Origin of the sequence: Pseudomonas yangonensis, from assembly GCF_009932725.1 — a bacterium.
Lineage (GTDB): Bacteria > Pseudomonadota > Gammaproteobacteria > Pseudomonadales > Pseudomonadaceae > Aquipseudomonas > Aquipseudomonas yangonensis.
Map to the genome: position 1 here is coordinate 1 of NZ_BLJU01000029.1, position 26,182 is coordinate 26,182.

Genomic DNA, 26,182 nt, shown 5'->3' on the forward strand with positions numbered 1-26,182 from the left:
TCCGACCGCCTGATCCAGAACCGTGTCGCCGAAGGCGGCTCCGACCGTCTGATGGAAAGCCGCGTCGCCGAAGGTGGTTCCGACCGCCTGATCCAGAACCGCGTTGCCGAAGGTGGCTCCGATCGTCTGATCCAGAACCGCGTCGCTGAAGGTGGCTCCGATCGTCTGATCCAGAACCGTGTTGCCGAAGGTGGCTCCGACCGTCTGATCCAGAACCGCGTTGCCGAAGGTGGCTCCGATCGTCTGATTCAGAACCGTGTTGCCGAAGGTGGCTCTGACCGTCTGATCCAGAACCGCGTCGCCGAAGGTGGCTCCGATCGTCTGATCCAGAACCGCACCGCCTGATACGGCCTTCACCCACTATTCGAGAACGTCGTATGACTCGATGCAAATGCAGCCCGAAAAGGCCGGCCTGATAAGCCGGCCTTGTTTTTTCAAGCGCTGAAAAAGCCCGTCGGCCACAGCGCGAATGAATAGCCCCGTGTCGACCCCAGGCAACCCGACACTCCGCCCCCGCTCTATGGTGAAGGCTCTTTTAGACCGATACCGGAGCGCCACATGGCCAACAAACCGATCACCGTTCTGCGCGATACCCAGCCGATGCCCGTTGTCGATGCCTGCAAGTGGGAGCGCATCGAAGGTGACCCGCACACCGTCAATCTCAACGCCTACACGTCCGACGATGGCAGCAAGATCATGGGAACCTGGATCTGCACGCCCGGCAAATGGCGCGTGGAGTACGTGAAGTGGGAGTACTGCCACTTCCAGGAAGGCTACTGCATCATCACCCCGGACGGTATGGAGCCGATTCACCTCAAGGCCGGCGACATCTTCGTGGTCGAGCCCGGCATGAAGGGCACCTGGGAAGTGGTCGAGACGGTGCGCAAGTACTTCGTTTTCGCCTGATCGCTGCACCTCGTATCGGTGTGCGTCCGCACGACGCCCACCGACCTGCCCGCCGTAGAGCGCGGCGTGTATCGCCACCCCGGGGCGCTCACGCCTCCAGCATCCCCACCGCCGTGCAGGGCTATTGAGCCAGCACGCCCGGCCGTCAAACAAACGAACCACAGATCTTTCGGGCACCCAATGGCCGATTGCGGGTCTGTAGAGATCGGGCTGCAATTCGGGATGGCAGGATGAAGCGATCACTATGGCGCGCGGTAATTTGCATCGGCCTGCTGCTGGCGGGCTTGCCGCTGGCCTACAGGTTGTGGCCGGCTGCAGTACCGCCAGCGGCCTTGGTCGGGAAGGTCGCCGGGCCATTCGAGTTGGTCGACCATCAGGGCCGGCGCGTTGACCAGAACAGTTTTGCCGAACGCTGGATGCTGCTGTCATTTGGCTTCACACACTGCCCGGACGTGTGCCCCACCACCCTGGCCACAGTCGCCACGGCACTGGACAAGCTCGGGCCACGCAGCCGTCACCTGCAACCCCTGTTCATCACGCTCGACCCGGAACGCGACAGCCCACAGCTTCTGCAGCGTTACACGAGTTTCTTCGACCCACGCATTCTCGGCCTGAGCGGCAGCGCCCGGCAGGTGAGCCAGGCTGCCGATGCTTACGGTGTCTACGTATCACGACGCGAGGCCAAGGGTACCTACCTGCTCGAGCACTCCACCGGTCTTTATCTGGTGGCGCCCGACGGACGCCTCGTTGAACTGTTCGCCCAGAACGTCACGCCCGAGCACCTGGCACGCAGTATCGGTAACCACCTCGATGCAGACTGAAAGCGCTGAGTCATCACCAAACTGGCCGCTGTACCTCGGCCTGCTGGTACTGGCAGCGCTCTGGCTTGGCCCCTTGCCTGCCATGAGCCGCACGGCGTTCTCGCTGCACATGATCCTGCACCTGGGCGTCGTGGCACTCGCGGCCCCTCTGCTGGCTATCGGCATGGCGCGCGCCGGGCTATGCCTTGACCGCTACGCAAGCGCAACCTGGCTGAGCCTGGCCTTCATCGCCGAATTACTGGTGGTATGGGGCTGGCACCTGCCCGCCCTGCATGAAGCCGCCGCTCTGCGTGCTCCGCTGTTCGTGCTGCAGCAGGCCAGCTTCCTTGCCGTTGGCCTGGCCATCTGGCTACTGGGTTTCGCCAGGCGTTCACAGCAGGGGCTGGTGCTGACGCTGTGCGGCTTTTTCCTGACGTTTGCCCACATGACCATGCTGGGCGTCGTACTGATCATGGCGCCACAGCTCATTTATCCTCCCGAGCTTTGCCTGGGCGCTTTCGGCCTGCAGGCCCTGGACGACCAGCGCCTGGGCGGCATGCTGATGGCGGGCTGGAGTGCAGTGGTCTACCTCGGCGCCACGCTGGCGCTGGCAGGCCGCTTGCTCAGGGATGACGAGTCCCTGCTCGGCGACGAGGCGGGGCCCGCCCGGTGATCTTAGGTGCGGTAATGGCCAGCGACAGAAGTCTGGCCATGATCCCGGCATGACGAAGCGAAAGCGACGGCATGGCGCCTGAGGCCGCTTGAAAAGCGCGGGAACCTGACCTATTGAAGAGGGTCTGTGCTGCTCCGCCGACCCGGCGGTTTCCCAATCACGGATGGCTCAAAAGGCCTTTCAGCAAGGAATCATCATGAACCGACGCAAACTGCCGTTATTCACCCTCTTCTGCGCGCTGCCGCTGGCGGCCTGCGCCGCCACGCCCGAGGCACTGAAACCCTACCCTACGGCGGCCGCAGGCTACAGCCGCCACGTGATCGAGCTGCCGGCGCAAGCCAACGAAGCCGAGTACAAGGTAGAAATCATCGCCGGCAAAACGCTGGAGGTGGACTGTAATCAGCAACGCCTGGGCGGCCGGTGGCAGGAAAAGACCGTCGAGGGCTGGGGCTACAGCTATTACGAACTGGACCGGGTAGGCCCGGCCGTGAGCACGCAGATGGCCTGCCCGGACGGCAGCCGCAAGCAGGCATTCGTGCGCGTCGGCGGCGAGCCGCAACTGCTGCGCTACAACAGCAAGCTGCCGCTGGTGATCTATACGCCGGACGATATCGAGGTGCGCTATCGCCTGTGGTCGGCTACGGGCGAGACCAGCCCAGCGCCGCGCCAGTAACGGCGGACGCTGCCGCACCGGCCATGGACGGCCCGTGCGTCGCTGCGCTTGCGCAAGAGTGGGCCGAGCGGTGAAAAAAGCTCTAGCCAGCGGCTGCGAGACTGGATGCGATGGCCGACGCGGCTATGCTCAAAGGGCACCTTCTCACCGAGCGCCAGCATCGCGCCCGTATCTACCGGAGCCCACATGGATATTGATAGCCTCTTTGCCCAACTGCACACCCTGCCCAGCATTCCGAAGGTCGCGCAGGAGCTGATCCAACAGTTCGACAACCCCTCCTCCAGCCTGGAAAGCGTGGCGCGCAACATCGAACGCGATCCGGTTATCGCCGCCAAGGTATTGCGCCTGGCCAACTCACCGCGCTTTCGCGGCTCCCGCGAAGCGGTGAGCGTGGAAGACGCCGCCATGCGCCTGGGCTTCAACACGCTGCGTACGCTGGTGTTGGCCTCGGCCATGACCGGCGCGTTCAAGACCGATACCGGCTTCGACCTCAAGGGTTTCTGGATTCGCAGTTTCCGCGTCGCCAGTATCGCCCGCTGCCTGGCCAAGCAGTTGAAGCTGGACGCCGACGCGGCCTTCACCTGCGGCATGATGCACAACATCGGCGAGCTGCTGATCCAGACCGGTGCGCCGGATTTCGCCAGGCGCATAAACCGCCACCCGAAACGCGAGGCCGCTGCTCACGCCGCCGAGGAGACCCTGCAGCTGGGCTTCGGTTACCCCGAGGTCGGCGCCGAACTGACGCGGCGCTGGCAGTTGCCGGCACTGATCCAGCGCGCCATCGCCTACCAGGCGCGTCCGACCCAGGCGCCTGGCGACAATCGCTATGCGCGCCTGGTCGCGCAATCAGTCACAGTCGCCGAAGCCATCGACTCGCATGGTGTCAACGAGCAGGCCAAGCAGAGCCTGGACGGCCCACTGTTCGAAGAGGTCGATCTGGACAAGCTGTTCGAAGCCTTGCCGGCAGTATTGGAGGCGGACAAGGCATTTGCCGAACTGCTCGGCTGACGGGCGCGCTTCAACACCGTAACCACCAGACGGCTGAGGTATCGAACTCAGCCGACTGGCTGCAGCGCACACGCAATCAGCGCATGCAGCACTGCTTGTATTTCTTGCCGCTGCCGCAGGTGCAGGGGTCGTTGCGGCCGACCTTGGCCTCATCGCGGCGTACCGGCAGCAGCGGGTCCAGGTTCTGCTGCCAGTACTCGTAAAGCTCGACGGCGGCCGGCTCGATCATCGCCGTGCTGGCATCGTATTCGGCGTCGGACATCGCCTTGAGCGTCTCGGTGCCGCTTTCGTCACCGTGCAGGGTAATCAACGCCATAGCTGCCGCCACCGAGTCGGGCAGCGACTCCTCCAGCCAGCCGGCCACTGCCGCGCCGCGCAGGTAGCCGGCGCACCACTCGGAAACGATCAGCTTCTCACCCTTGCCCTTGTCATCAGCGAGGAAGATCGCCTCGTAGTCGTCCGGCTCCTCACTGAGCATGTAAGTGGCTTCGCTCATCAGCTCCACGGCCAGCTTCATGAAGCGCTCGCCGTCCCTGTCGCTCGGCCATTGCGGCGGCTGGCCGGCCCAGATCGCCGCATACCAGACGGCCGGCGCGACCTGGCGCGGGGCAGAGACGATGGCCGCGAAATAGCCGTCCAGCTCGCTGGCAGAGAGGATCGAGTCATCGTTGCCGTACTTGAGCAGCCACTGATCGAGCTTCTCCAGGCCTCTGTTGTCCATCGCCACGCCTCTCACTGAAAAAAGGGCGCTACTGTCCCACAGTTGGCCGCCGCGAAACAGCCTGAGCGCCGGGCCTGCAGACCTAGAAACGCCAAAATCTGCAACCCGGCATATCGCCAGGAGCGAATTTACTCGCGATAGGCTTTTGCTTGGTGCGGCTCCATGATCGCGAACAAATTCGCTCCTACCCATCTGCGGACCGTTTCCGGGCTTTGTCGCAGGTGCGCTCGTCGGGACGGATGCCGATGCCACGGGCTGCCGCTACAATGCGCAGCTTGCCCGTGCCGCCTGATAAAGAAAAACATCATGTCCTTGCCCAAGAACCACCTGGAACTGCTCAGCCCTGCCCGCGATGTCGAGATCGCCCGCGAGGCCATCCTCCATGGCGCCGACGCCGTCTACATCGGCGGCCCGAGCTTCGGCGCGCGGCACAACGCCTGCAACGAGGTGAGCGATATCGCCAGGCTGGTGGAATTCGCCCGCCGTTATCACGCGCGGGTGTTCACCACGATCAATACCATTCTGCATGACGATGAGCTGGAGCCGGCGCGCGCGCTGATTCACCAACTCTACGACGCCGGCGTGGATGCGCTGATCGTGCAGGACATGGGGGTGATGGAACTGGACATTCCGCCCATCGAGCTGCATGCCAGTACCCAAACCGATATCCGCACCCTGGCGCGGGCGAAGTTTCTCGACCAGGCCGGTTTCTCCCAGCTGGTGCTGGCACGCGAGCTGAATCTGCAGGAAATCCGCCAGATCGCCGATGCCACCGACGCGGCCATCGAGTTCTTCATCCACGGTGCGCTGTGCGTGGCCTTCTCCGGCCAGTGCAACATCTCCCATGCGCAGACCGGGCGCAGCGCCAACCGCGGCGACTGCTCGCAGGCCTGCCGCCTGCCCTACACCCTCAAGGATGAAAAAGGCGGCGTGATCGCCTACGAGAAGCACCTGCTGTCGATGAAGGACAACAACCAGAGCGCCAACCTGCGCGCCCTGGTCGAGGCTGGCGTGCGCTCGTTCAAGATCGAGGGCCGCTACAAGGACGTGGCCTACGTGAAGAACATCACCGCCCACTACCGCCGCGAACTCGACGCGATTCTCGAAGACCGTCCGGACCTGGCCCGCGCCTCCAGTGGTCGTACCGCGCACTTCTTCGTGCCCGATCCGGACAAGACCTTCCACCGTGGCAGCACCGATTACTTCGTCACCGAGCGCAAGGTGGACATCGGCGCCTTCGACTCGCCGACCTTCACCGGGCTGTCTGTCGGCCATGTCGAGAGGGTGAACAAGCGCGACCTGATCGCCGTCACCCATGAGCCGTTGTCCAACGGCGATGGCCTCAACGTGCTGGTCAAGCGCGAGGTCGTCGGTTTCCGCGCCAATATCGCCGAGCTCAAAGCCGAGTTCGAAGAGGACGGCGAGAAGCGCTACCGCTACCGTGTCGAGCCCAACGAGATGCCCGAAGGGCTCTTCCGCCTGCGCCCGAATCATCCGCTGAGCCGCAACCTCGACCACAACTGGCAACAGGCGCTGCAGCGCACCAGCGCCGAGCGACGCATCGGCGTCAGCTGGAAGGCCGTGCTGCGTGAGAATGCCCTGACGCTAACCGCCACCAGCGAAGAAGGCATCAGCATCGAGGTCGCCCTGCCCGGCCCATTCGGCGCGGCCAACAAACCGGAGCAGGCGCTGGACGGCCTGCGCGATCTGCTCACACAGCTCGGCACCACCATCTACCACGCGCAGGGCGTGACGCTGGATGCCCCTCAGGCCTTCTTCGTGCCCAATTCGCAGCTCAAGGCCTTGCGCCGCGAGGCCATCGAGGCACTGACCGAAGCACGCGTCGCTGCCCATCCACGCGGCAGCCGCAAGGCCGAAACCGATCCGGCGCCTGTGTATCCGGAATCGCACCTGAGCTTTCTCTACAACGTCTACAACCAGAAGGCCCGCGACTTCTACCACCGTCACGGCGTGCAACTGATCGACGCGGCCTACGAGGCCCACGAGGAAGCCGGCGAGGTGCCGGTGATGATCACCAAGCACTGCCTGCGCTTTTCCTTCAACCTGTGCCCGAAACAGGCCAAGGGCGTGACCGGCGTGCGCACCAAGGTGGCGCCGATGCAACTGGTGCATGGCGATGAAGTGCTGACGCTGAAGTTCGACTGCAAGCCGTGCGAGATGCACGTGATCGGCAAGATGAAGGGTCACATCCTTGACCTGCCACAGCCAGGCAGCGCCGCGGCCCAGGTGGTCGGCCACATCAGCCCGGACGACCTGCTCAAGACCATTCGCCAGAAGCCGGGTTACAGCCATTGACGCTTGCCACGGCCTGATGACAGGCCGGGTAAATCAGGTCATTAACACCACGAGATGTCAAATTGACATCTAGTCATAATGACTTCGAAACGCCAAGTCATTGATTTTCAAGACGCCAGGTGCTGGCACGAAAACTGAAACGTCCCCCACGACCTTTTCCTTTCGTGCCGGGTACCGCCATGCTTTTCGTCAGCGCCAAACGTCATCGCAGCCTCGAAGCCGACCATCAGGCCCTGCTCGCTCGCCTCGCGGCCAGCGAACAGGAAACTCAGCATCTGCGCGCTGCACTGCAAGCCTGCGATAAGGACACCCGTCTGCAGAACGACCTGCGCTTCTACCAGGGGCTGGCGAGTAACCTGCTCAAGTTCGGCCAGTCGATCGGGCATGTCGGTGATTCCTTCGGATATCTCAACGCACGTCTCGATGAGAACAATCGCCGCGCCCAGGACGTAGCGAATGCGGCGATCCAGAACAAGCTCAAGTTCGGTCAGTTGCAGGAGGAATCGCAACGCATGGAAGACGGTCTGGCCAGTCTCAATCAGCGCATCTCGGAACTGGTCAAGCGCGCCAGCGAGATCGACCGCATCGTCGGACTGATCGGCAGCATCGCCAGCCAGACCAACCTCCTGGCACTCAATGCAGCCATCGAGGCAGCGCGCGCAGGGGAGTCCGGTCGCGGCTTCGCCGTGGTCGCTGGCGAAATCCGCGACCTGGCAGAGAAAACTGCCAGCGCAACTCAGGACATCGTTCGTGAGACGGCAGACATCCAGAGCGTGATCCACGCTGCTCAGCAGGAAATCCAGCAACACGCGGGCAGTGCAGGGCACTTCCATGCCATGACCACCGAAGCCAGCGGTGCCATGCTCAACGTTCACGGCCAGGCGCAGCGCATGCACCACGAGATCAGCCAGTCGTTCTTTCGCTCCGGCATCGAACTCGCCAACCTTGCCGAGCTATCGCTCAAGGCCTCGGTTTATCAGGCGATTCTCAGCGGCAAGAGCGATGTCCGCGACCTGCCCACCGAAGAACAGTGTCTGTTCGGCCGCTGGTATTACGGCGAGGGCAACGCGGCGCTGCAGGGCAACCGCGAGTTCCGCCAGATCGAACACCCACACGAGCAGGTTCACCAGTGCGGTGCCCAGGCCATTACCGCCTTCGCCGAAGGTCGGCTGCAGGAGACGCTGGACAATCTGACCACCATGGAGGATGCCAACATCGAGGTGATGCGCATCGTCAGCAAAGTGCTCTACGAATACGACAAGGGCCTGACGGCACCATTGGAGCGTCCGCGTCTGCGCGCCGTACCGGCCTAGTGCAACTGCCGGGCGAAACGCTCCACCGCTCCGAGAACCTGTTTGGCGCCCTGGCGAATCTCGACGATAACGTCGCCCGCCTGGTTGGCCAGGGTCAGTCCGGTCTCGGCCTGGGCGCGACTGCTGGCCATGTCGCGTACCGCAGCGTCCACCAGCTTCTGGTTGTCCTGCACCACCCCGACGATCTCCTCGGTGGCCTTGCTGGTGCGGCTGGCCAACTGGCGCACCTCGTCAGCCACGACCGCGAAGCCGCGTCCCTGCTCGCCAGCCCGCGCCGCCTCGATAGCGGCGTTGAGCGCCAACAGGTTGGTTTGCTGGGCGATGCCGCCGATGGTCTGCACCATGGTACTGATCAGCACTGATTGCTTGCCGAGGGCTTCGATACCCTCGGACGCCGACGTCATTTCCTGGGCAATACGCTGCATGGTCTGCACGGTCTCGGTCACTACCTGTGCGCCGTGCTGAGCAGTGGTGTCGGTGCGCTGGGAGATGCCGTAGGCGGTGTCGGCGGCGTCGTTGACCTCCTCCTCACGGTTGACCTGCTCGGTGATGACGGTAGCGAACTTGACCACCTTGTACAGGCGGTTCTGCGTGTCATGCACCGGGTTGTAGGTAGCCTCCAGCCAGACGGACCGGCCATGGCTGTCCACCCGCTTGAAGCGCCCGGCGACGAACTCGCCACGGTTGAGCCGCTCCCAGAACCGGGCGTATTCGCTGGAGGACACCTCCTGCGGCTCACAGAAGATCCGGTGATGCTGGCCCTTGATCCGCTCCAGGCTGTAGCCCATGGCATCGAGAAACTGCTGATTGGCATTGAGCACATGCCCCTGGAGATCGAACTCGATCACCGCAGTGGAGCGTAGCAAGGCATTGATGAAGTCCTCGTTCTCACGCGCCTCGTTCATGCTCTCGGTCACGTCGCTGCCGATGCACTGAATCTTACGCACCACACCACGCTCGTCGGCCAGCGGCATCCAGGAGGCTTGCACCCATACCAGCGCACCATCGCTGCGCAGGAAGCGGTAACGATCACTGACCGAACTCCCCGAGGTGATCGCCGCGTTGAGGTTCTTGAAGCACGGCAAATCCTTGACGTAAGCCGGCACGATGTCGCTCAGTGGGCGCCCTTGCAGCTGCTCGGGTGCATAGCCGACGAAACGGGCGAACTTGTCGTTACAGTCGACGATTCGCCTATCGGGATCTATCGACAGCATGATTTTCTGTGCCCGGATGCCCTCGTAGAGCTGCTTGTACAGCGCCAGCTCGGCATCTTTATCCTGCAACTCCCTTTTCAATCGATTAGCGAACATGCGCCTTCTCCAAGCAGTCATTCTCCAGAGCGTCGGCTGTCCCTGCGTTGAGCCAGGCCAACTTCAGCTCAAGCATAGAAGGCGTATAAAAAAATTGTCAGAGGCAAGCGCGTCGGCGCACGGGATCAAGCAGCAGGGCTGAGCATGACCACTTCACGCATCTCCAGATCACGGCGCAGATAATCCATGCGCCGCTCATGGAAGGCACGCATATGCGGCAGCGCCATGTGCTCGGCCAGTGCCGCCGGTGTCGCCCATACCTCAAAGAAGATGAACAGCGTCGGGTCCTGCGCGTCGCGCAGCATGTGGTACTGGATGCAGCCGGGCTCGGCTCGACTGGGTTCGACGTAAGCCTGAAACAGCTGCTCGAAAGCCTCGGCCTGCTCGGGCCGGGTGTGAGCGTGAAGGATGAAGGCGTGCATGAAGGGACTCCCGAGGTAACAAGAAGCTTCACCTTAACGCAGGATTCTCATCTAGTTTCATGACGTTTAGTCAATAATGATTTGATCGCTTCGGGGTATTTCGCCCGCGTGGGGCCGGATAACCTGCCGGCACATTTTCTGGAGAACCCTGATGAAAAAGATCCTCCTGCTCAATGGCGGCAAAGCCTTCGCCCATTCCAACGGCCAGTACAACGCCACCCTGCACGATGCTGCCGTGGCCTTCCTCGATCGCGCCGGCTTCGACATCAAGACCACCTTTATCGATGGCGGTTACGACATCGAAGAAGAAGTGCAGAAAATCCTCTGGGCCGACGTGGTGATCTACCAGATGCCGGGCTGGTGGATGGGCGCCCCCTGGACGGTGAAGAAGTACATCGACGAGGTGTTCACCGCCGGTCATGGCAGCCTCTACGCCAACGACGGGCGCACGCGCTCCGATGCCTCGCAAAAGTACGGCAGCGGCGGGCTGATCCAGGGTAAGCAATACATGCTCTCGCTGACCTGGAACGCTCCGCTGCAGGCCTTCGAAGACCCCAGCGACTTCTTCGAAGGCAAAGGTGTGGACGCGGTGTACTTCCCCTTCCACAAGGCCAACGAGTTCCTCGGTATGAGCGCCCTGCCCAGCTTTCTGTGCAATGACGTAATGAAGATGCCTGACATCGAACGTGATGTGGCGCGCTACGAGCAGCACCTGGCCGAGGTGTTCGGCGTCAGCTGAATCAAGCCGTCATTGCCCGCCGAACAGCGCCGTCCAGTAGATGCCGGCGTCGCTCTGCGGGTCATTGGCGTAGGCAGCGCCCAGCTCGCTGAACTCCGGGTTCATGATGTTGGCGCAGTGCCCGGGGCTGGCCAGCCAGCCCTCGACCACCTTGGCGGTGGTGTCCAGCGCAGCGGCGATATTCTCGCCGACCCTGGTGCCAGCATAACCTGCCAGCTCGGCCCGATCTCCCGGCGTCAGACCGTCACGCCCCTGGTGAGCGAAGAAGTTGCCGTTGGCCATGGCCCGGCTATGACTCTCGGCGGCGCTGCCCAATGCGGCGTTCCATACCAGTGGCGCCGTGGCGGCGAATGTCTGGTCGCCGCACTGGCGCGCCTCGGCGCGGGCGGAATTGATCAGCAGTAACAGACTTTCCCCCTCGGTCTGCCAGGTTTGCAGGCGCCCGCTCAGCAGTGGCCGTGCAAGCACGATGCGCCAGTCTCGATCCTGCTGACTGACGCCGATGTCGATGAATTGGGGGTCGAGCAGCACGCGGCAGAAGCTCTCGCTCAACGCCTGCATCGCCGCCTGGGCGTTTCGCGGGCCAGACAGCGTGATGGCCTGAACGTTGACCAGCGGATAACCGGAGGCACTCAGGGCATCCTGCAGATCCGCAGTACCATTGGCCGGCAGTATCAGGCGCGGGTCGTTGGTCAACGGCGGCAGCGGTTCGGAGGCCTGCACGCCGCAGCGCTGCACGTCGCTGCGATAGGCGTTGATCGTCTCGATCAGTGCCAGGTCCTCGCCGGCCTGAGCCGAATGCAGACCCCCCATCAGCAGCAGCGCCAGCAGGCAGCGATACCAGCCCCGTTTGTCCATCGTTGTTGTCATACAGCCCTCTCCCAACTAACGTCGTGATTCTGACGTATTTCCCGGCGCACTATCATGGCCGCGTTTCCTCGTCCCTTCGAATGCCTGCGAATCATGGACTCGCCAGCACTCGGCAGGGTTCCTGCATGACGCCACCTGCCGCCATCGCGCACTGCGCACTTGCTCCACTCCGCTCGAGAACACTGATGCCCGGTTACTTCGCCAAGAATGAGCAACATCGACGCCTGGTCCTCAAAGCCTTGCTATGGATCACCTTGAGCGGCGGTTTGTTCTTCTCCGTGGTCAACCTGCTGCACGATAACTGGCTGCTGGCGGGTCTGGAGCTCGGTTACGCCGCCATATCGCTGTATCTGCTGACCATCCTCGACCGAACCCGCAACCTGCAGCTATTGACCGCGGCTTACCTGCTGCCGTTCTTCAGCATCATGATCGTGGCGCTGGCTCAGACCCACACCTCCTTCGCAGTGTTCGCCTGGATACAGTCGATTCCGATCATCTGCTATCTGCTGCTGGGGCTGCGCCTGGGCATGTACGGCTCGGTGCTGTTCGTCGGCATCGGCCTGTTTGTCTTCACTCGGCGGTTTTCTTCCGAAAGTCTGCTGCAGAACATCGAGATCGTCGCGAATCTCGGCCTGGCCAGTCTGGCGGTGATGATTTTCGCCCACATCTACGAGCGCAGCCGCATTCTCAACGAAAAGCGTCTGACCGAGCAGGCCACCACCGACGCACTCACCGGCCTGCCGAACCGGCTGAAACTGGCCGAGGTGTTCGACCGCGAACGCGCCCATGCGCTACGCAATGGCACCCCGCTTTCGCTGGTGTTTCTCGATATCGATCACTTCAAGCAGATCAATGATCGCTTCGGCCACGAGGTCGGGGACCGCGCCCTGGCCCACTTCGCCACGGTGCTGGCGCAACGCTTGCGCATCAATGATCTGTTCTGCCGCCTGGGCGGCGAGGAGTTCGCTGTGCTATTGCCGAACAGCACGGCGACGCAGGCCCGGGACATCGCCGAGAATCTGCGCGAGCGTCTGGCAGCGGAGCCGTTGACCTTTGATGGCAGCGCTCTGCCCATGACGCTGAGCGCCGGTGTGGCGAGCTTCGGAACGGACGGACAAACCCTCGACGCGCTGATGCTGGCGGCTGACAGACGTACCTATGCCGCCAAACGTGCCGGACGCAACCGTGTGATCACCCGTGAAGACATGGGTGACGGCAAACCCGCCCTGGGTTGATCAGGCGTAGACGCTGAGCCCGCCCTTTTCCTGCAGCCACTGGCGGTAGGTTTCCAGCGAGTCGGTCTGCTTGTCGCCATTGTGCCCGGCGATGCGAACGCTGCCGTCCAGGCCGGCATCGACCATCTTCTGCACCTGCTGCAGCAGTTTGGCGGCATCGTCGCGATCGAGCTGCGTCACATCGGGCAACTGGATCACCGAGGGCGCCGCGACTTGACCCTCGGCACCGCGCTGCGCGGCGTTGGGGGACGTCGCCGCGCCGCCGTTCATCGCCCGCAGCAGTCCACCCTCGCTGCGCGCGACGACCTGCTTGGCGAAACGTCGCAGATCGCCCAGCGGGTCCTGACCAGTCTGGCCGTCGGCTTCACCGCTGGCGGCACTGGAACGATTGTTGAGCTGGCTGCCGTAGTAGCTGAGCATGGCAGGCGTGCTGTTGTTGATGCTGGTCATATGGCCTCCCGCCAAAAGCATTCGCCACAGGCAAAGCAGGTTTCGGGCCAGTCTCGAAGTCCATTGATAAGGGGGCTTCAGTACTCGTCGCGGCGCTTATTTGCCATCTTGGGCAAGCTTTTGCCGGCAAGCCTGTGATGAACATCATTTCAATGATGGCAACTTGACGCTAATATCCCGCCGCGCCGAAGGATGACAAGGGATTGCGCTCAGGCGGAACCAGTGACATCGACGGTTCCGCTTTCAGCAATACGCCAAGGATGCTCCACAGATGTTCAAAGCTCACTTTCTTGCAGCCGGCCTTGCCAGCATGGCGCTGACCGGCTGCATGTCGTTCACCCCGGCCGGCCCCATTTCCCCTCCCAGCCAGATCATCGAGCAGTCCTTGCCGGGCAGCGCCATGATCAAGGACGTTAAGGTCACCGACCAGCAGCTCGACGAACAGACCCGACGCAACATAGGTAATCAGCTGACGGCCCAAATCAGCCAGCACGTCGATAAAGGCGAATACTTCCGGCGCGTGATCAGCTTCCCGGCCAAGCTGAATGAGCAGGACGTTCAGCTGCAGTTCGACTTTTCCTCTCTGCAAGGCAAGCGTACCCCTCACCCTGGCTACTTCCCGGGCGCACTGTTGACGCTGACGATCTGGATCTGGGTCAACGGTCCGATCTACGTCGACAAATACGACCTGGCCGCCGAGCTGCAGATTCTCGACAGCGAGGGCAAGCAGCTGGCTCTTTCCAAGAAAAAGCTCGTGGTAGACAAGAACACCGGCCTCTGGGACTACGACTACATGTTCCCCTCCGGGGGACAGCAGTTGACCGAGCTGGTCGAACAACTGCTGCAGGACGGCACCGAACAACTCACTCACTGAAAAGGATTTCCCCATGAAGAAACTCTTCTTACTGGTGCTGCTGATCGCATCGGCCAGCCTGCAGGGCTGTATGACCTACTCGCATAACTCGCTGCAAAAGGTCGATCAATGGCCCCTGGCCTCACCCGAACAGGAAAAACCGAGCGTTTACCTCAAAGTTCACGGTGAATATCAGGTCAATGACAACCCGCGTGTCAGCACTGCCGACGTGGCCAAGCTGGAGCAGGTCATCGCCAAGACCCTCAGCGAGAGTGGTCGCTTCTCACGCGTGACCACCGAACAGGAGGAATCCGACCTGTATATGACGGTGACCCTGCGCAATCACGAGACCGGCAGCATGGGCCTGGCAATGCTGACCGGGGCAACCTTGTTCCTGATTCCCGGTGCCTTCGACAACACTCTGACGATGGACATGGTCGTGCGCGACGAAGACGGCAACAAGCGTGGCGTCGCACAGCGCCAGGAATCGCTGACGACCTGGATGCATCTGCTGCTGATCTTCGCCGTGCCCTTCCAGGATAGGAGCGACAACCTGCTCAGGGAACTGACGCAGAGCACACTGCAGCAGGCCGTCGACAAACAGTTGCTGTAATCCCGCAACAATGGCGCCCCCTTGGGCGCCATCTGGCTAAGCGTAATCGTTTGCTTGGCGAGGCGATTGCGCTAGGCTCTGCACCTCTATCGATAGGAGGTACTCCCATGGCCCGCGCCACTGCCCGCCACATCCTGGTTGCCAGCGAAGACAAGTGCAACGAACTGAAAGCCGCCATCGAAGGCGGTGCCGATTTCGCCCAACTGGCCCGCGACAACTCCACCTGCCCGTCCGGCCGCAGCGGCGGCGACCTGGGCTCCTTCGGCCCGGGCCAGATGGTCAAGGAATTCGACACCGTGGTCTTCAGCGCGCCGGTCGGCGTGGTACAGGGTCCGGTCAAAACCCAGTTCGGCTATCACCTGCTGGAAGTCACCAGCCGCCAGGACTGATCCAGCCAGACCGAAGAGTGGCCACCGCCACTCTCCGGTTTCTCCTGCCCATCCTCGCCCCGTCTCGCCCCCCGCTCCGTCAAACAGCTCCGGCTGAGCGCTGGCGCCAGCTGTCGAGCAGACGCCCGCCCCAGACATTGATCAAAAGCCCGGCCATCACCAGCGCCGCACCGACCATCTGCAGACCGCCAAGACGCTCCCCCAGCAGCAGCGCCGAAGAGCTGATGCCCACCACCGGTACCAGCAGCGAGAACGGCGCCACCTGGCTGGCCGGATAGCGCGACAGCAGGCGGCTCCACAGGCCATAGCCGAGGATGGTGGCGCCGAATGCCAGGTAGGCCAGCACCAGCAACGAATCCAGACTGAGCGTGCGCAGCGACTGGCTGATCAACGCCGGCCCCTCCAGCCACAACGACAGAGCCAGGAACGGCAAAGGCGGAATCAGGCTGCCCCAGACCACCAGACCGACCAGATTGACCTTGCCCAGCTTGCGCGTCACCACATTGCCCAGCGCCCACATCGAGGCCGCCGCAATGGTCAGGGCGAAGCCCGCCAGAGTCATCGCCTGCCCACCCTGCAGACCGATCAAAACCAGGCCGCTGGCCGCCACCAGCAAGCCGAACAGGTTGCTGCCGCGCAGCCGTTCACCGAGAAACAGCGCAGCGAAGAACAGGGTGAAGAACGCCTGCGACTGCAGCACCAGCGACGCCAGGCCCGCCGGCATGCCGACGTACATGGCATAGAAGAGAAAGGCGAACTGCCCCAGCGAGATGGTCATGCCATAGGCCAGCATCCAGCGCAGCGGCACCTGCGGCCGGCGCACGAAGAGAATCGCCGGGAAGGCCGCGAGGAGAAACCGCAGGGCGCCCATCAGCATCGGCGGCATGCCGTGCAGGCCGACCTTGATCACCACAAAATTCATGCCCCAGACGACGATCACCAGCAGCGCCAGCAGTAGATCCTTGGGTGTCATGGGTCGCAACCTCAGCCTGAATGAGCAGGCATTAGAGCAGCCTCCCCCCAGTGCAGACAGACACAGAGGCCATGGAAAAAAGCCACACAGCCATGCGCGGCTGCTACCCTGCGCGCTTCAGTGCCGTTACGCCAAGCCCATGACCCTGCACGATTTCCTTCTGTTCGCCCTGCCGGCGGTGTTTCTCACTGGCCTGTCCAAGGGCGGCTTTGGTGGTGCCCTGGGCGGCATCGCCGTGCCGCTGCTGGCCCTGGCCACCTCGCCGAAACAGGCCGTGGCGGTGATGCTGCCGATTCTCTGCCTGGCTGATGTGGTTGGGCTGCGGGCCTACTGGGGCAAGTGGGATACGGCCAACCTCAAGGTCATGCTGCCGGGTGCCGTGATCGGTATCGGCATCGGTTCGCTGACCTTCGGCATCTTCGATGAACGTGCCATCGGCCTGCTGATCGGCACCATCGCCATCCTCTTCGTCGGTCTTGGCTTGCTGGCTAGCAACCAGGCGCCCCGGCCACTGCAAAAGGGCCGCGGCACCTTGCTGTCGAGCCTGGCCGGTTTCACCAGCTTCGTTGCCCACGCGGGCGGGCCGCCGGTGATGATGCACCTGTTGCCGCAGCAGCTGGACAAGGTGCGCTTCGTCGCCACCATCAACCTGTTCTTCCTGCTGACCAACGCCGCCAAGCTGTTCCCCTACGCGGCGCTGGGCCAGTTCACGCGGGAGAACCTGCTGCTCAGCCTGATGCTCGCGCCCATCGTGCCGCTGGGGGTATGGAGTGGGCTGTGGCTGCAAGTGCGGGTCAACCACCTGTGGTTCTATCGCGTTGCGCGGCTGGGCATGCTGCTGGCTGGCGTGCAACTGATCTGGCGCTACCTGTAGCGGGTCCTGCCAGCAACCCGCACGGGGTCATGGCTCGACCACGCGCCACAACTCGGGCCACTCGCCCGGATTACGCGCCGCACAGCGGCCGAGAAAACTGAGCGAGGCCAGCTGAAAACGCTCGCCATCGAAACGCCAGCTGCCCGACTCGCCGCAATCTGCGATCCCTCGCCCCTTGTACAGATAGCCCAGCTCGCCGGTGTCGGGGTTGTAACTCACCCAGCCGGACAACGCGCCGAGGCCCAGCGGCGGCGGCTCGAGCTGCAGATCACGCTCGGCGTACGGCGCCTGACGGTCGACACGATATACGGCGAACTCGCAGTTGTAGGCGGCACACCAGGTTCGGATGATGACCAGCGCCTCGCGGTCGTTGAGCGCGAAGGCCTCGGCCTCGGACTCATTGCTCATGTCCTCGTCGAACCACTGGCCGCGCGTTGCAGCCATCACCTGCTGGGCGATGTCACGCTGTTCCACTTCGCTCAGCGGGGTGACGCCAGGATAGGCACGCAGATGCGGCGCCTGTGGCGCAGCGGGCACCTCGCCGTCGGGTCGTGAGCCGGGACGATACAGGGCACTGCGGCTGTCCATCCGCCCCTGCACGGCATCCATCAGCAGCAAGGCCGCGGAAAGACCACTGAGCGAAACCACCGCCTCGTAATCGCGCTCCCCTTCCATGCGCAGTTGCGCGCCGTTGCGCAACTCGGCCAACACAGCCTGAGCATCGGCGCCTTCAGCCACCAGCGTGGTTTCCCCCTGGCTTTCCACCGGATGCAGGCGACCAGCAGTGGACAGGGCTCGGCCATCGAGCCGCAGCGGCGCATAGCCGCCTTGCTCGGCATAGTGCAGTGACAGTCGCAGCGGTGCCTGGGCACCTGCGGCACGCTCGAACTGAAGGCTCAAAGGCGTGTAATCGAAACTTTCCGGGGCACTCAATGCCTGGCATCCGCGCAGATTGTCGCAGGCGACGACCCAATCCTTGATTTCCCGGTACAGCGGCACCTGCTCGGGGGTGGCCTGGGCGATGCCCGTCGCCAGCAGCAGAGCCGTGATCAGAACCCGAGGCGACATGAACAACTCCTTCTGACGATTGCGCAGGGCCGCCATGTTCCTTCGCCCGGCCAGGCCAGGCAAGCACCGTCGCAGCACCGGCAGTTGGTGCGACTCGCAGGCCCGCCGGCCAGTACGCTCGCACCCTGGGGAAATTGCAGGTGCCGACAGCCGCGCAAGGCACTAGAATCCGCAACCTATCCGATCGTCACGCCCAGATGCGCGCGACGCCGTCTCACCTATCGGCCAGGAGACCCCAGATGGGCGCCCAGTGGAAAGCCAAACCCAAAGAAGCCGCCGCCAATGCCCGAGGCAAGATCTTCGGCAAGCTGGTGAAGGAAATCATGATCGCCGCGCGTAACGGCGCCGACCCGGACATGAACCCCAAGCTGCGCCTGGCCGTGCATCAGGCCAAGAAAGCCTCGATGCCCAAGGACACCCTGGAGCGCGCGATCAAGAAAGGCGCGGGCCTGTCCGGTGAGGTGATCAACTACGAGCGTACCCTCTACGAAGGCTTCGCCCCGCATCAGGTGCCGGTGATCGTCGAGTGCCTGACCGACAACGTCAACCGCACCGTGGCCGAGATTCGCGTGCTGTTCCGCAAGGGCCAGCTCGGTGCATCCGGTTCGGTCAGCTGGGACTTCGACCATGTCGGCCTGATCGAGGCCAGCACTGACAGCGATGCCGACCCGGAACTGGCCGCCATCGAAGCCGGCGCCCAGGACTTCGTCCCCGATGACGAGGGCGCGACCCTGTTCATCACCGATCCGACCGACCTCGACGCCGTGTGCAAGGCGCTGCCGGAGCATGGCTTCACCGTCAACTCGGCCAAGCTCGGCTACCGTCCGAAGAACCCGGTGACCAGCCTGACGCCGGAACAGATGGAAGAAGTCGAGGCCTTCCTCGAAGCCATCGACGGCCATGACGACGTGCAGAACGTCTACGTCGGCCTGGCCGGCTGAGGTGCGCCGGGCGCTCTGCACGGGCGCCCGCCGCTATCCGATGAAAACCACTCTGCAGATCGCCGCCGCCTGCCTGTTCGACGAACGAGGCCGCCTGCTGCTGGTACGCAAGCGCAATACCCGCTTCTTCATGCTGCCTGGCGGCAAGCGCGAGCCGGGCGAAGATGCGCTGTCTGCGCTCAAGCGTGAACTGCTCGAGGAGCTGGAGCTGCAACTGGACAGCGCAGCGCTGCAACCACTCGGCCAGTTTCACGCCCCCGCCGCCAACGAAGTCGATACCTGGGTGCAGGCCGACATCTATCGCGCCGCCCTGCCCCACGCCGTTCAAGCAGCTGCCGAGCTGGAAGAACTGCGCTGGCTCGATACCACCCAGCCCCTGCCCGATGACCTGGCACCGCTGCTTCGCGAGCAGGTATTGCCGGCTCTGCAACGGCTTTCTTGATCCAAGGCAACGGCAGCCAGCGTTTCAGGCGTTAGGCTGCGCCGATAAACAGAACCATTCGCCTTGCCTGCAAACCCCACAGGAAAAGAGGTTTGCCATGAGTATCACGTCCGCCCAGATCTGCCAGGCCGCCGACCAGCTGCAGGGTTTCGTCGGCTTCAATGCCAAGACCGGCCAGTACCTGCTGCGTTTTTCCGAAGACAGCTTCGGCCTCGATGTGCCCGCCGAGACCATCACTCCGACCTGCGAATACGTCTGGCACGCTGACGAAGGCCAGCTGATGCGCCTGGATCGCCAGCGCCTGGCCTGGTTGCAGGAACAGCGTATCGATGACCGGGTCAATCTCAGCGAACCGCTACGCGTGTACCTGCGCCGCAACGACCTGCCGGAGATCCGCGCCGAACGCCGTCGCCTGGCGCCGGCTTGACCGGACCTCAGCGCCGGTAGCCGCGAGAGAAGTGCCGCTCCAGACGCGCCTGGATCAGCTCCAGCACGATCGACAGCACCCAATAGATCACCGCGGCGGTGGTCAGCATTTCCAGGTAGCGGTAGCTGGAGCGGCCATAAGACTGGGCCAGGAACATCACCTCCCACACGCCCATTACCGAGATCAGGGACGAATCCTTGAGCATCGAAATAAACTGGTTGGCCGTCGGTGGGATGATGGTGCGCATGGCCTGCGGCAGAGTGATGTGCAGGAAGATCTGCGCCGGCCGCATACCCATCGCCAGCGCTGCCTCGCGCTGGCCGGCAGGCACGGCCATGATCCCGGCGCGGAAGATTTCGCTCAAGTAGGCACCGTAGTTCAGCGATAGGGCGATGATGCCGGCGCTGATCGCTCCCGGTACCACGCCGATCTGGGGCAAACCGAGATAGATCAACAGAATCTGGATCATCAGCGGCGTACCGCGGAAGAACGAGGTATAGAAACTGGCGACGCCCAGCAGTACCGCGCTGGTCGACAGCCGCGCCAGGGCTGCGGCGAAGCCGAGCAGCAAAGACACCACCATCGAGCACAGGCACAGGAACAGCGTAAGGGCCGCACCTTGCAGGAAGCCGTTCGGGCCGAGCCTGAAACCGGCCAGATAGGGAAACTTCTCCACGATGATGGAGAATTTCAGATCGAAGCTGAGGAAGAAGGCGACGAAGAGAACGAACAACGCCAGCCAGGTCAGGTACAGGCGCGAACGGAAGCCGAACAGGTCGAAGCCAGTCCCGTGCTGGGCCTGGCCTCGGGTAAATTGCTGATCACTCATTTACTGATGTCGGCGCCGATCCACTTCTGCGACAGACGCGTCAGCGTGCCGTCAGCCTTCAGCTCGGCGAACACCTCGCGCACTTTGGCATCCCATTCGGCATCGCCCTTTTCGATGGCGACCGAGTTGGGTTCCTCGTACAGCGGTGCACCGGCCAGTTTGAAGCGGTTGTCCTGCTGCAGACGCGCCTGCGCCGTCACCAGATTGGTCAGCACGGCATCGAGGCGCACGCCTGCGCCCAGGGCCAGATCCTGAAAAGCGACATTCTCGGTGTCATAGGGAGCGCCCTGCACGAAGTCGAACGGGTATTCGATCTCCCGATCCTCGTCCCCCTCGATCACCAATCCCTTGTTCAGGTAGCTCTCGTAGCTCGAAGCGCTGATCACACCGACCTTGAGGCCATTGAGTTCCTTGGCTGACTGGATGCGCTCATCCCTGGCGTTGACCACAATCACGGCCGGCGAGGCGTAGTATTCCACCGGGAAGTCGAAGACCTCGGCGCGCGCCTTGCTCGGCGTCATCGAGCAGATGCAGATGTCGTAACGACCATTCCAGCGGCCAGCGGCGATCACATCCCAGGACGGCGTTTCGAAACGCACCTTGACCCCGAGCTTCTCGGCCACAGCCTTGGCCACGTCCACGTCGAAGCCATCGAGCTGGTTCTGTTCATTGAGGAAGGAGAACGGTGGATAGCTCTCCATCAGGACGTTGACCATCTCCTGCTTGGACTGCACACGATCGAGAATCTCGCCGGCGAAAGCGTGCGTGGTAACGGTGGCAGCGAGCAGGCCCGCGCCGAGTAAGGTTGGCAAACGCATTGAAATACCTGAACAATAGATAAACGAAAGGACGGCGTATTAAATAGTTATAAACGCCTTCCCAGAAGTGAATTTTGTTCATATGGATATTATCGGAAAGCATATGCATCACAAGCCTTTGGTTATTCTCGACGGCGGTATGGGACGAGAGCTGCAGCGTCGTGGCGCGCCCTTTCGTCAGCCGGAATGGTCGGCCCTGGCCCTGACCCAAGCACCGGAGGCCGTGATCGCTACACATTCGGCGTTTATCGAGGCCGGGGCGCAGGTCATCACCAGCAACAGCTACGCCGTCGTGCCCTTTCACATCGGCGAGGAGCGTTTCGCTGCCGAAGGTCTGAGCCTGGCCGATACCGCTGGCCGCCTGGCGCGCAGCGCGGCCAATGCCAGCGCTCACGCGGTACGCGTGGCCGGCTCACTGCCGCCGCTGTTCGGCTCCTACCGGCCGGATCTGTTCCAAGCGCAACGCGTCAGCGAAATCCTCACGCCATTACTGCAAGGCTTGGCGCCGCATGTCGACATCTGGCTTGCCGAGACCCAGAGTTCGATTGCTGAAGTAAGCGCTATCCATGCGCTGCTGCCGCAAGACGGCAAGCCTTTCTGGGTGTCCCTCACCCTGCAGGATGATGGTGTCGATGAAGTGCCGCGCCTGCGTTCCGGTGAACCCTTGAGCGAGGCTGCCGAGGTCATGGCCGGCCTGGGCGTACAGCACCTGCTGTTCAATTGCAGCCAACCGGAGGTGATTGGTGCGGCCATCGATGTCGCCCGTGAAACCTTCGCCCGCATTGACGCAGACGTCACCCTTGGCGCCTATGCCAATGCCTTCCCGCCGCAGCCCAAGGACGCGAAAGCCAATGACGGACTGGACGAGCTGCGCGAAGATCTCGACCGACCAGGCTATCTGGTCTGGGCCAGGGACTGGCGCCAGCGCGGCGCGAGCATGATCGGCGGCTGCTGCGGCATCGGCCCGGAACATATCGCCGAGCTCAAGCGCCATTTGTAACCTCGTCGGGCATGACGTGCAGCGCCCGCGCGTCATGCCTGCCGCGCCCCTGCATGCCTGAGCCCCGCCAACTCCCCAACGTGCTGCGCCCCCTGGTGGACAAGTTCTATCGCCAGCATCGCTCGCCCATGCGCAGCCAGGCCGGCGACGAGCTCTGGGTAATCCAGCAAGGCGGCGAAATCGTCGCCGCGCTGTGTCTGCGCCCGGTTGCCGACGGGCGGTGGCTCACAGGGCTTTTCGTGGCCCCTGCTCACCGCAGCCGGGGCCTGGCTGCCAGCCTCCTGGCGCAAAGCCTGCAGGCTAACCCTCAACCGATATGGCTGTTTTGCCATCCTGATCTGCTCGGGTTCTATCAACGCCAGGGCTTTGCCCCATGCCCGCAATTACCCGTTGAACTGGCGCAACGCCTGGCTCGCTATCAGCGCAACAAATCGCTGATGGCGCTGCGCAGGCACTGAGCGGCCTGCCATCACAGACCAAAATGCTGGCAAATTGCTCAGGAATGCCCCTTGCCATTAGCGGTCCAAGCTCTGCATGCTTGTCCAATAACAACGAAAAGAACGCTATGGCTACCCAGACTGCTCGCTTGCTGAAGCGCCTGCGTAACGATTTTCAGCTGTCGATCATCACCCTGATGGGGCTGTTCGGGGTCATCGGCATTACCCCCTATGCCGTGTACCGTCTGCTCCAGGGCAACTATCTGGTGGGCCTTGCGGACACCATCATCGTCCTGTCCACCGTGTTCGCCGTGCTCTATGCCTGGGTCACCCGCGACACGGTCAAGCCCGGCATCTACCTGGCTGCGGTGTTTTCGCTCGGTGCTACGCTGATCGCCATCAACCTGGGCGTTAACGGCCTGTTCTGGATCTATCCGCTGATCCTGTTCAACTTCTTCATGGTGACGCCCGGCAAAGCCCTGCTGGCGACGGCTCTGGTGTTGATCAGTCTGGTCAGCCATGCGCTGCTGGTACCCGGTAGCGTGTTCGAAAGCCATTACCAGATGGTGTCGTTTCTGGTCACCTGCATGATGGCCAGCGTACTCAGCTTTATCTTCGCCTTCCGCACGCGTACCCAACGTGACCAATTGCAACTGCTGGCGATCCACGATCCGCTCACCGGCGCGCGCAATCGCCGCGCCATGAACGAGGAACTGAAGATCGCCGTGGCCAGCCATCGTCGTCACAGCGACAGTTATGGCCTGCTGGTGATGGACCTGGACCACTTCAAGCAGATCAACGACCGCTTCGGTCACCACGTTGGCGATCAGGTACTGGTGGCTTTCGTCGGGCTCATCAAGCGCCACTGCCGCAAGGAAGATCGCCTGTTCCGTTTCGGCGGCGAGGAGTTTTTGCTATTGCTGCCCGGTACCGAGGCAGAAGGCCTGTTCACCGCTGCGCAGAACCTGCTGAGCAAGGTCGCCAATGAACTGCACAGCCCCGGGGGTGCGGTGACCGTCTCCATCGGCGGTGCGGTCCTGCATGACGGCGAGCACTGGAAAAGCTGGCTGCAGCGCGCCGACGAATGCCTGTACCGGGCCAAGAGCGAAGGACGCAACCGCGCGGTGATCGCCGAAACCGCGACCGGCCAGAGCAAAGCAGCAGTCAATCACTGAGATTCAGCGACTACGCTGCTGTTGATAACTGCTGCCGCCCGGCTGGCGTTCGATGATCAGACCGCCCGGATATTCGATGGTCTGGCGAATCCCGCCACGCGTTTCGATGGACTGGCTGCCGTAGCGGCTCTCCTGCCGCACGCTGCCCTGCGGCAGGCGCTGGCCACCGTAGAGGTTGTGCTGCTCATAGCTCGACGAGCCCGAAACGCTGCCGCTGGCTCCGGGGCTGACGTAACTCTTGGGGATGACGCGAATGGTCTGCGGCTGATCGGCGAACGCAGCAGCGGCGAATGCGGCTCCGACAATCAGCACCAGCGAACGAATGAACATAGGCAACTCCCGTCTGAATCAGGATCAGACTTGATGTGCCTGAACCTGAAAACATCATCACACCCGCTATGACAACAGCGCGAGGGGATATTCAGCTAAAAACGACAAAGGGTCAGCCGAAGCTGACCCTTTGCTTTTTATGGTGCCGGAGACAGGAATCGAACCTGCGACCTTCGCGTTACGAGTGCGCTGCTCTACCGACTGAGCTACACCGGCGGGAAAACGCCGGCATTATGCGAGTTGCCACGCCCGCGCTCAAGTCACTGTTGTTTCAGTTGTCGAGCAGTTCGATCCGGTCGTCGTGGATGCGGATCAGGCCCTGCTTGTAGAGCCCGCCGATAGCCTTCTTGAAGTTGCCCTTGCTGACCCGGAATTGTTCGGCGATCAGCTCCGGCGGGCTCTTGTCCCCCAGCGCCAGCACGCCACCCTGAGCGCGCAGACGCTCGATGATCTGCTCGGAAAGGCCGCTGGCGGCCTCCTGACCGATGGGCTGCAGGCTCAGGCTGATCTTGCCGTCGGCACGCAACTCCTTGATGTAGCCCTTCTCGCGCATGCCACTGCGGATGAACTTGAACAGCTCGTTCTTGTGAATCAGGCCCCAGTGTTTACCGTCGATGATGGCCTTGAAGCCAAGATCGGTGCGCTCGACCACCAGCAGATCGACTTCCTGGCCGACCTGGTAGTTGGCAGGCACCTTGTCCAGATGACGATCCAGGCGCGCGGTGGCGGTGAGGCGGCGGGTACGCTTGTCCAGATACAGGTAGACCACGCAGTAATCGCCGATCTGCAGCGGGCGCTTTTCTTCGGAATGCGGCAGCAACAGGTCCTTGGGCAGGCCCCAGTCGAAGAACAGGCCGACGCGGTTGATATCCACCACCTTGAGGCTGGCAAACTCGCCGAGCTGAATCTTCGGCTTCAGCGTGGTGGCGATCAGCTTGTCTTCGCTGTCGAGATAGATGAACACGTTGAGCCAGTCCTCGACCTCGCTCGCCGTGTCTTTGAGGATGTAGCGCTTGGGCAGGAGGATTTCGCCATCGGCACCACCGTCCAGATACAGACCGAAGTCGGTGTGCTTGACCACCTGTAAAGAATTCATCCGCCCGATAACGGCCATCGTTTCCACCTCGACAAAACAGCCGCGCATTCTACCTGAGTTGGCGAACGACCGGGCTGGCTGCATGGCGAATCGACAGCCGGTCACCAGGCCGTATAAGTGTCTGGAAAACAAGCCATAACGTGTCGCGAAAACTCGCTCATGCGCCGCGTTGTGGCAGCTAACAGGGCGATTATCCAAGCAGAAACAGACGGATTGAGGCATAATGGCCGACCGCCCATCTGAAAGAGATCAAGGTCATGGCCACCCTTCGCGTCAAGTCGTCCGCCAGCAAAGTCAGCAAACCCGCACCTGCCGTGGAAACCCGCGAGTCCATCGAGGCGCAGATCGCTGCCTTCCTGCAGAGCGGCGGCGAGATCCAGCAGATCGCCAAGGGCGTCAGTGGCCAGACCTATGGCGGCACTCGCCAGATCACCATCAGCAAGAAGTGATCGCCTCGGGTGCGCATTGCGCACCCAGCCCC

Annotated in this window: 32 protein-coding genes, 1 tRNA gene and 2 pseudogenes; 22 read left to right on the top strand and 13 right to left on the bottom strand. The window is 62.6% G+C overall.

What is annotated here, in order from left to right:
• From GYB81_RS22705 to GYB81_RS22730, 6 genes are all read left to right on the top strand, one after another.
• The coding region (locus GYB81_RS22705; protein WP_161897958.1) for a phage infection protein at positions 1-345 on the top strand (345 nt) is incomplete at its 5' end.
• Between the two features lie 213 nt (positions 346-558).
• Positions 559-906: a cupin domain-containing protein gene (locus GYB81_RS22710; protein ID WP_013716543.1), complete on the top strand. Its 348-nt coding sequence runs from the start codon at positions 559-561 to the stop codon at positions 904-906.
• 230 nt (positions 907-1,136) lie between these two features.
• Complete coding sequence (locus tag GYB81_RS22715) at positions 1,137-1,727, top strand: SCO family protein (protein WP_161865881.1); 591 nt, start codon at positions 1,137-1,139, stop codon at positions 1,725-1,727.
• On the top strand, positions 1,717-2,379 hold the full coding sequence (locus GYB81_RS22720) for a cytochrome c oxidase assembly protein (RefSeq protein ID WP_161865880.1): 663 nt from the start codon (positions 1,717-1,719) through the stop codon (positions 2,377-2,379). The genes GYB81_RS22715 and GYB81_RS22720 overlap by 11 nt, the downstream gene beginning before the upstream one ends.
• 196 nt (positions 2,380-2,575) lie before the next feature.
• The gene (eco, locus tag GYB81_RS22725) at positions 2,576-3,052 is read left to right on the top strand and encodes a serine protease inhibitor ecotin (protein ID WP_161865879.1); all 477 of its coding nucleotides are present in this window, start codon (positions 2,576-2,578) and stop codon (positions 3,050-3,052) included.
• A 186-nt stretch (positions 3,053-3,238) separates the two neighbouring features.
• Complete coding sequence (locus tag GYB81_RS22730) at positions 3,239-4,060, top strand: HDOD domain-containing protein (protein WP_161865878.1); 822 nt, start codon at positions 3,239-3,241, stop codon at positions 4,058-4,060.
• Positions 4,061-4,136: 76 nt separating this feature from the next.
• Here GYB81_RS22730 and GYB81_RS22735 read toward each other — a convergent pair whose 3' ends face one another.
• Positions 4,137-4,973, bottom strand: a complete 837-nt coding sequence (locus tag GYB81_RS22735) for a YecA/YgfB family protein (RefSeq protein WP_438810729.1) — start codon at positions 4,971-4,973, stop codon at positions 4,137-4,139.
• Positions 4,974-5,087: 114 nt separating this feature from the next.
• Here GYB81_RS22735 and GYB81_RS22740 point away from each other — a divergent pair, with 114 nt between their 5' ends.
• The 3 genes and pseudogenes from GYB81_RS22740 (at position 5,088) to GYB81_RS25330 (ending at position 8,410) form a co-directional block, all read left to right on the top strand.
• Entirely contained in the window at positions 5,088-7,097 is a 2,010-nt protein-coding gene (locus GYB81_RS22740) for a peptidase U32 family protein (protein WP_161865876.1), read from the top strand.
• 512 nt (positions 7,098-7,609) lie between these two features.
• Positions 7,610-7,945: pseudogene (locus tag GYB81_RS25325) on the top strand (methyl-accepting chemotaxis protein); the annotation flags it as partial.
• A 42-nt stretch (positions 7,946-7,987) separates the two neighbouring features.
• Positions 7,988-8,410 (top strand): CZB domain-containing protein, encoded by a 423-nt coding sequence (locus GYB81_RS25330; RefSeq protein WP_233787660.1) that lies wholly within the window; start codon positions 7,988-7,990, stop codon positions 8,408-8,410.
• Here GYB81_RS25330 and GYB81_RS25335 read toward each other — a convergent pair.
• The 3 genes and pseudogenes from GYB81_RS25335 to GYB81_RS22755 form a co-directional block, all read right to left on the bottom strand.
• Positions 8,407-9,012 carry a methyl-accepting chemotaxis protein gene (locus GYB81_RS25335; protein WP_438810730.1) on the bottom strand — a complete coding sequence of 202 codons (606 nt, stop codon included), beginning with the start codon at positions 9,010-9,012 and terminating at the stop codon, positions 8,407-8,409. The two genes, GYB81_RS25330 and GYB81_RS25335, sit on opposite strands and share 4 nt — an antisense overlap.
• Positions 8,992-9,741: pseudogene (locus GYB81_RS25340) on the bottom strand (PAS domain-containing protein); the annotation flags it as partial. The gene GYB81_RS25335 and the pseudogene GYB81_RS25340, both read right to left, overlap by 21 nt.
• A 104-nt stretch (positions 9,742-9,845) precedes the next feature.
• On the bottom strand, positions 9,846-10,142 hold the full coding sequence (locus tag GYB81_RS22755) for a putative quinol monooxygenase (protein WP_161865873.1): 297 nt from the start codon (positions 10,140-10,142) through the stop codon (positions 9,846-9,848).
• A gap of 151 nt (positions 10,143-10,293) precedes the next feature.
• Between GYB81_RS22755 and mdaB the strand changes: the two genes are divergently transcribed.
• Entirely contained in the window at positions 10,294-10,881 is a 588-nt protein-coding gene (gene mdaB, locus GYB81_RS22760) for an NADPH:quinone oxidoreductase MdaB (protein ID WP_161865872.1), read from the top strand.
• Between the two features lie 9 nt (positions 10,882-10,890).
• On the opposite strand, the gene GYB81_RS22765 is transcribed toward mdaB, so the two are convergent.
• Positions 10,891-11,751, bottom strand: coding sequence for a CAP domain-containing protein (locus GYB81_RS22765; RefSeq protein WP_161865871.1), 861 nt, complete (start codon positions 11,749-11,751; stop codon positions 10,891-10,893).
• A 185-nt stretch (positions 11,752-11,936) separates the two neighbouring features.
• Here GYB81_RS22765 and GYB81_RS22770 point away from each other — a divergent pair, with 185 nt between their 5' ends.
• Positions 11,937-12,986 carry a GGDEF domain-containing protein gene (locus GYB81_RS22770; protein WP_161865870.1) on the top strand — a complete coding sequence of 350 codons (1,050 nt, stop codon included), beginning with the start codon at positions 11,937-11,939 and terminating at the stop codon, positions 12,984-12,986.
• Here the strand turns inward: GYB81_RS22770 and GYB81_RS22775 are convergent, their stop codons facing one another.
• Complete coding sequence (locus GYB81_RS22775) at positions 12,987-13,436, bottom strand: hypothetical protein (RefSeq protein WP_161865869.1); 450 nt, start codon at positions 13,434-13,436, stop codon at positions 12,987-12,989.
• A gap of 271 nt (positions 13,437-13,707) precedes the next feature.
• Between GYB81_RS22775 and GYB81_RS22780 the strand changes: the two genes are divergently transcribed.
• The 3 genes from GYB81_RS22780 to GYB81_RS22790 all read left to right on the top strand — a co-directional run bounded on the left by GYB81_RS22780 (position 13,708) and on the right by GYB81_RS22790 (position 15,291).
• On the top strand, positions 13,708-14,310 hold the full coding sequence (locus GYB81_RS22780) for a hypothetical protein (RefSeq protein WP_161865868.1): 603 nt from the start codon (positions 13,708-13,710) through the stop codon (positions 14,308-14,310).
• Between the two features lie 13 nt (positions 14,311-14,323).
• Entirely contained in the window at positions 14,324-14,902 is a 579-nt protein-coding gene (locus tag GYB81_RS22785) for a hypothetical protein (protein ID WP_161865867.1), read from the top strand.
• Positions 14,903-15,009: 107 nt separating this feature from the next.
• Positions 15,010-15,291, top strand: coding sequence for a peptidylprolyl isomerase (locus GYB81_RS22790; protein ID WP_090430990.1), 282 nt, complete (start codon positions 15,010-15,012; stop codon positions 15,289-15,291).
• A gap of 79 nt (positions 15,292-15,370) precedes the next feature.
• On the opposite strand, the gene GYB81_RS22795 is transcribed toward GYB81_RS22790, so the two are convergent.
• Entirely contained in the window at positions 15,371-16,264 is an 894-nt protein-coding gene (locus GYB81_RS22795; RefSeq protein ID WP_161865866.1) for an EamA family transporter, read from the bottom strand.
• Between the two features lie 139 nt (positions 16,265-16,403).
• Between GYB81_RS22795 and GYB81_RS22800 the strand changes: the two genes are divergently transcribed.
• Positions 16,404-17,138: a sulfite exporter TauE/SafE family protein gene (locus GYB81_RS22800; RefSeq protein ID WP_161865865.1), complete on the top strand. Its 735-nt coding sequence runs from the start codon at positions 16,404-16,406 to the stop codon at positions 17,136-17,138.
• Between the two features lie 27 nt (positions 17,139-17,165).
• On the opposite strand, the gene GYB81_RS22805 is transcribed toward GYB81_RS22800, so the two are convergent.
• On the bottom strand, positions 17,166-18,206 hold the full coding sequence (locus GYB81_RS22805) for a DUF1176 domain-containing protein (protein ID WP_233787659.1): 1,041 nt from the start codon (positions 18,204-18,206) through the stop codon (positions 17,166-17,168).
• Positions 18,207-18,445: 239 nt separating this feature from the next.
• Here GYB81_RS22805 and GYB81_RS22810 point away from each other — a divergent pair, with 239 nt between their 5' ends.
• From GYB81_RS22810 to GYB81_RS22820, 3 genes are all read left to right on the top strand, one after another.
• Positions 18,446-19,147 (top strand): YebC/PmpR family DNA-binding transcriptional regulator, encoded by a 702-nt coding sequence (locus GYB81_RS22810; RefSeq protein WP_161865863.1) that lies wholly within the window; start codon positions 18,446-18,448, stop codon positions 19,145-19,147.
• A 40-nt stretch (positions 19,148-19,187) separates the two neighbouring features.
• Entirely contained in the window at positions 19,188-19,589 is a 402-nt protein-coding gene (locus tag GYB81_RS22815; protein ID WP_161865862.1) for an NUDIX hydrolase, read from the top strand.
• A gap of 97 nt (positions 19,590-19,686) precedes the next feature.
• Positions 19,687-20,016 carry a DUF2025 family protein gene (locus GYB81_RS22820; RefSeq protein ID WP_161865861.1) on the top strand — a complete coding sequence of 110 codons (330 nt, stop codon included), beginning with the start codon at positions 19,687-19,689 and terminating at the stop codon, positions 20,014-20,016.
• Between the two features lie 7 nt (positions 20,017-20,023).
• On the opposite strand, the gene GYB81_RS22825 is transcribed toward GYB81_RS22820, so the two are convergent.
• On the bottom strand, positions 20,024-20,845 hold the full coding sequence (locus GYB81_RS22825; RefSeq protein WP_161865860.1) for an amino acid ABC transporter permease: 822 nt from the start codon (positions 20,843-20,845) through the stop codon (positions 20,024-20,026).
• Positions 20,842-21,663 carry an ABC transporter substrate-binding protein gene (locus tag GYB81_RS22830; RefSeq protein ID WP_161865859.1) on the bottom strand — a complete coding sequence of 274 codons (822 nt, stop codon included), beginning with the start codon at positions 21,661-21,663 and terminating at the stop codon, positions 20,842-20,844. Before GYB81_RS22830 ends, GYB81_RS22825 begins: the two co-directional genes overlap by 4 nt.
• 103 nt (positions 21,664-21,766) lie before the next feature.
• Between GYB81_RS22830 and GYB81_RS22835 the strand changes: the two genes are divergently transcribed.
• From GYB81_RS22835 to GYB81_RS22845, 3 genes are all read left to right on the top strand, one after another.
• Positions 21,767-22,663, top strand: coding sequence for a homocysteine S-methyltransferase family protein (locus tag GYB81_RS22835; RefSeq protein ID WP_161865858.1), 897 nt, complete (start codon positions 21,767-21,769; stop codon positions 22,661-22,663).
• Positions 22,664-22,716: 53 nt separating this feature from the next.
• Entirely contained in the window at positions 22,717-23,121 is a 405-nt protein-coding gene (locus GYB81_RS22840) for a GNAT family N-acetyltransferase (RefSeq protein WP_161897959.1), read from the top strand.
• A 107-nt stretch (positions 23,122-23,228) separates the two neighbouring features.
• Positions 23,229-24,275 carry a GGDEF domain-containing protein gene (locus GYB81_RS22845; RefSeq protein WP_161865856.1) on the top strand — a complete coding sequence of 349 codons (1,047 nt, stop codon included), beginning with the start codon at positions 23,229-23,231 and terminating at the stop codon, positions 24,273-24,275.
• 3 nt (positions 24,276-24,278) lie between these two features.
• On the opposite strand, the gene GYB81_RS22850 is transcribed toward GYB81_RS22845, so the two are convergent.
• The 3 genes from GYB81_RS22850 to GYB81_RS22860 form a co-directional block, all read right to left on the bottom strand.
• Positions 24,279-24,605 carry a hypothetical protein gene (locus tag GYB81_RS22850; RefSeq protein ID WP_161865855.1) on the bottom strand — a complete coding sequence of 109 codons (327 nt, stop codon included), beginning with the start codon at positions 24,603-24,605 and terminating at the stop codon, positions 24,279-24,281.
• A gap of 140 nt (positions 24,606-24,745) precedes the next feature.
• Positions 24,746-24,821, bottom strand: a tRNA-Thr gene (locus tag GYB81_RS22855).
• Positions 24,822-24,876: 55 nt separating this feature from the next.
• A complete protein-coding gene (locus GYB81_RS22860) occupies positions 24,877-25,719 on the bottom strand; it encodes a CvfB family protein (protein ID WP_161865854.1) in 843 nt (280 codons plus the stop codon).
• A gap of 239 nt (positions 25,720-25,958) precedes the next feature.
• Between GYB81_RS22860 and GYB81_RS22865 the strand changes: the two genes are divergently transcribed.
• On the top strand, positions 25,959-26,150 hold the full coding sequence (locus GYB81_RS22865; RefSeq protein WP_024309032.1) for a PFL_1563 family small protein: 192 nt from the start codon (positions 25,959-25,961) through the stop codon (positions 26,148-26,150).
• The last annotated feature ends 32 nt before the right edge of the window (positions 26,151-26,182 follow it).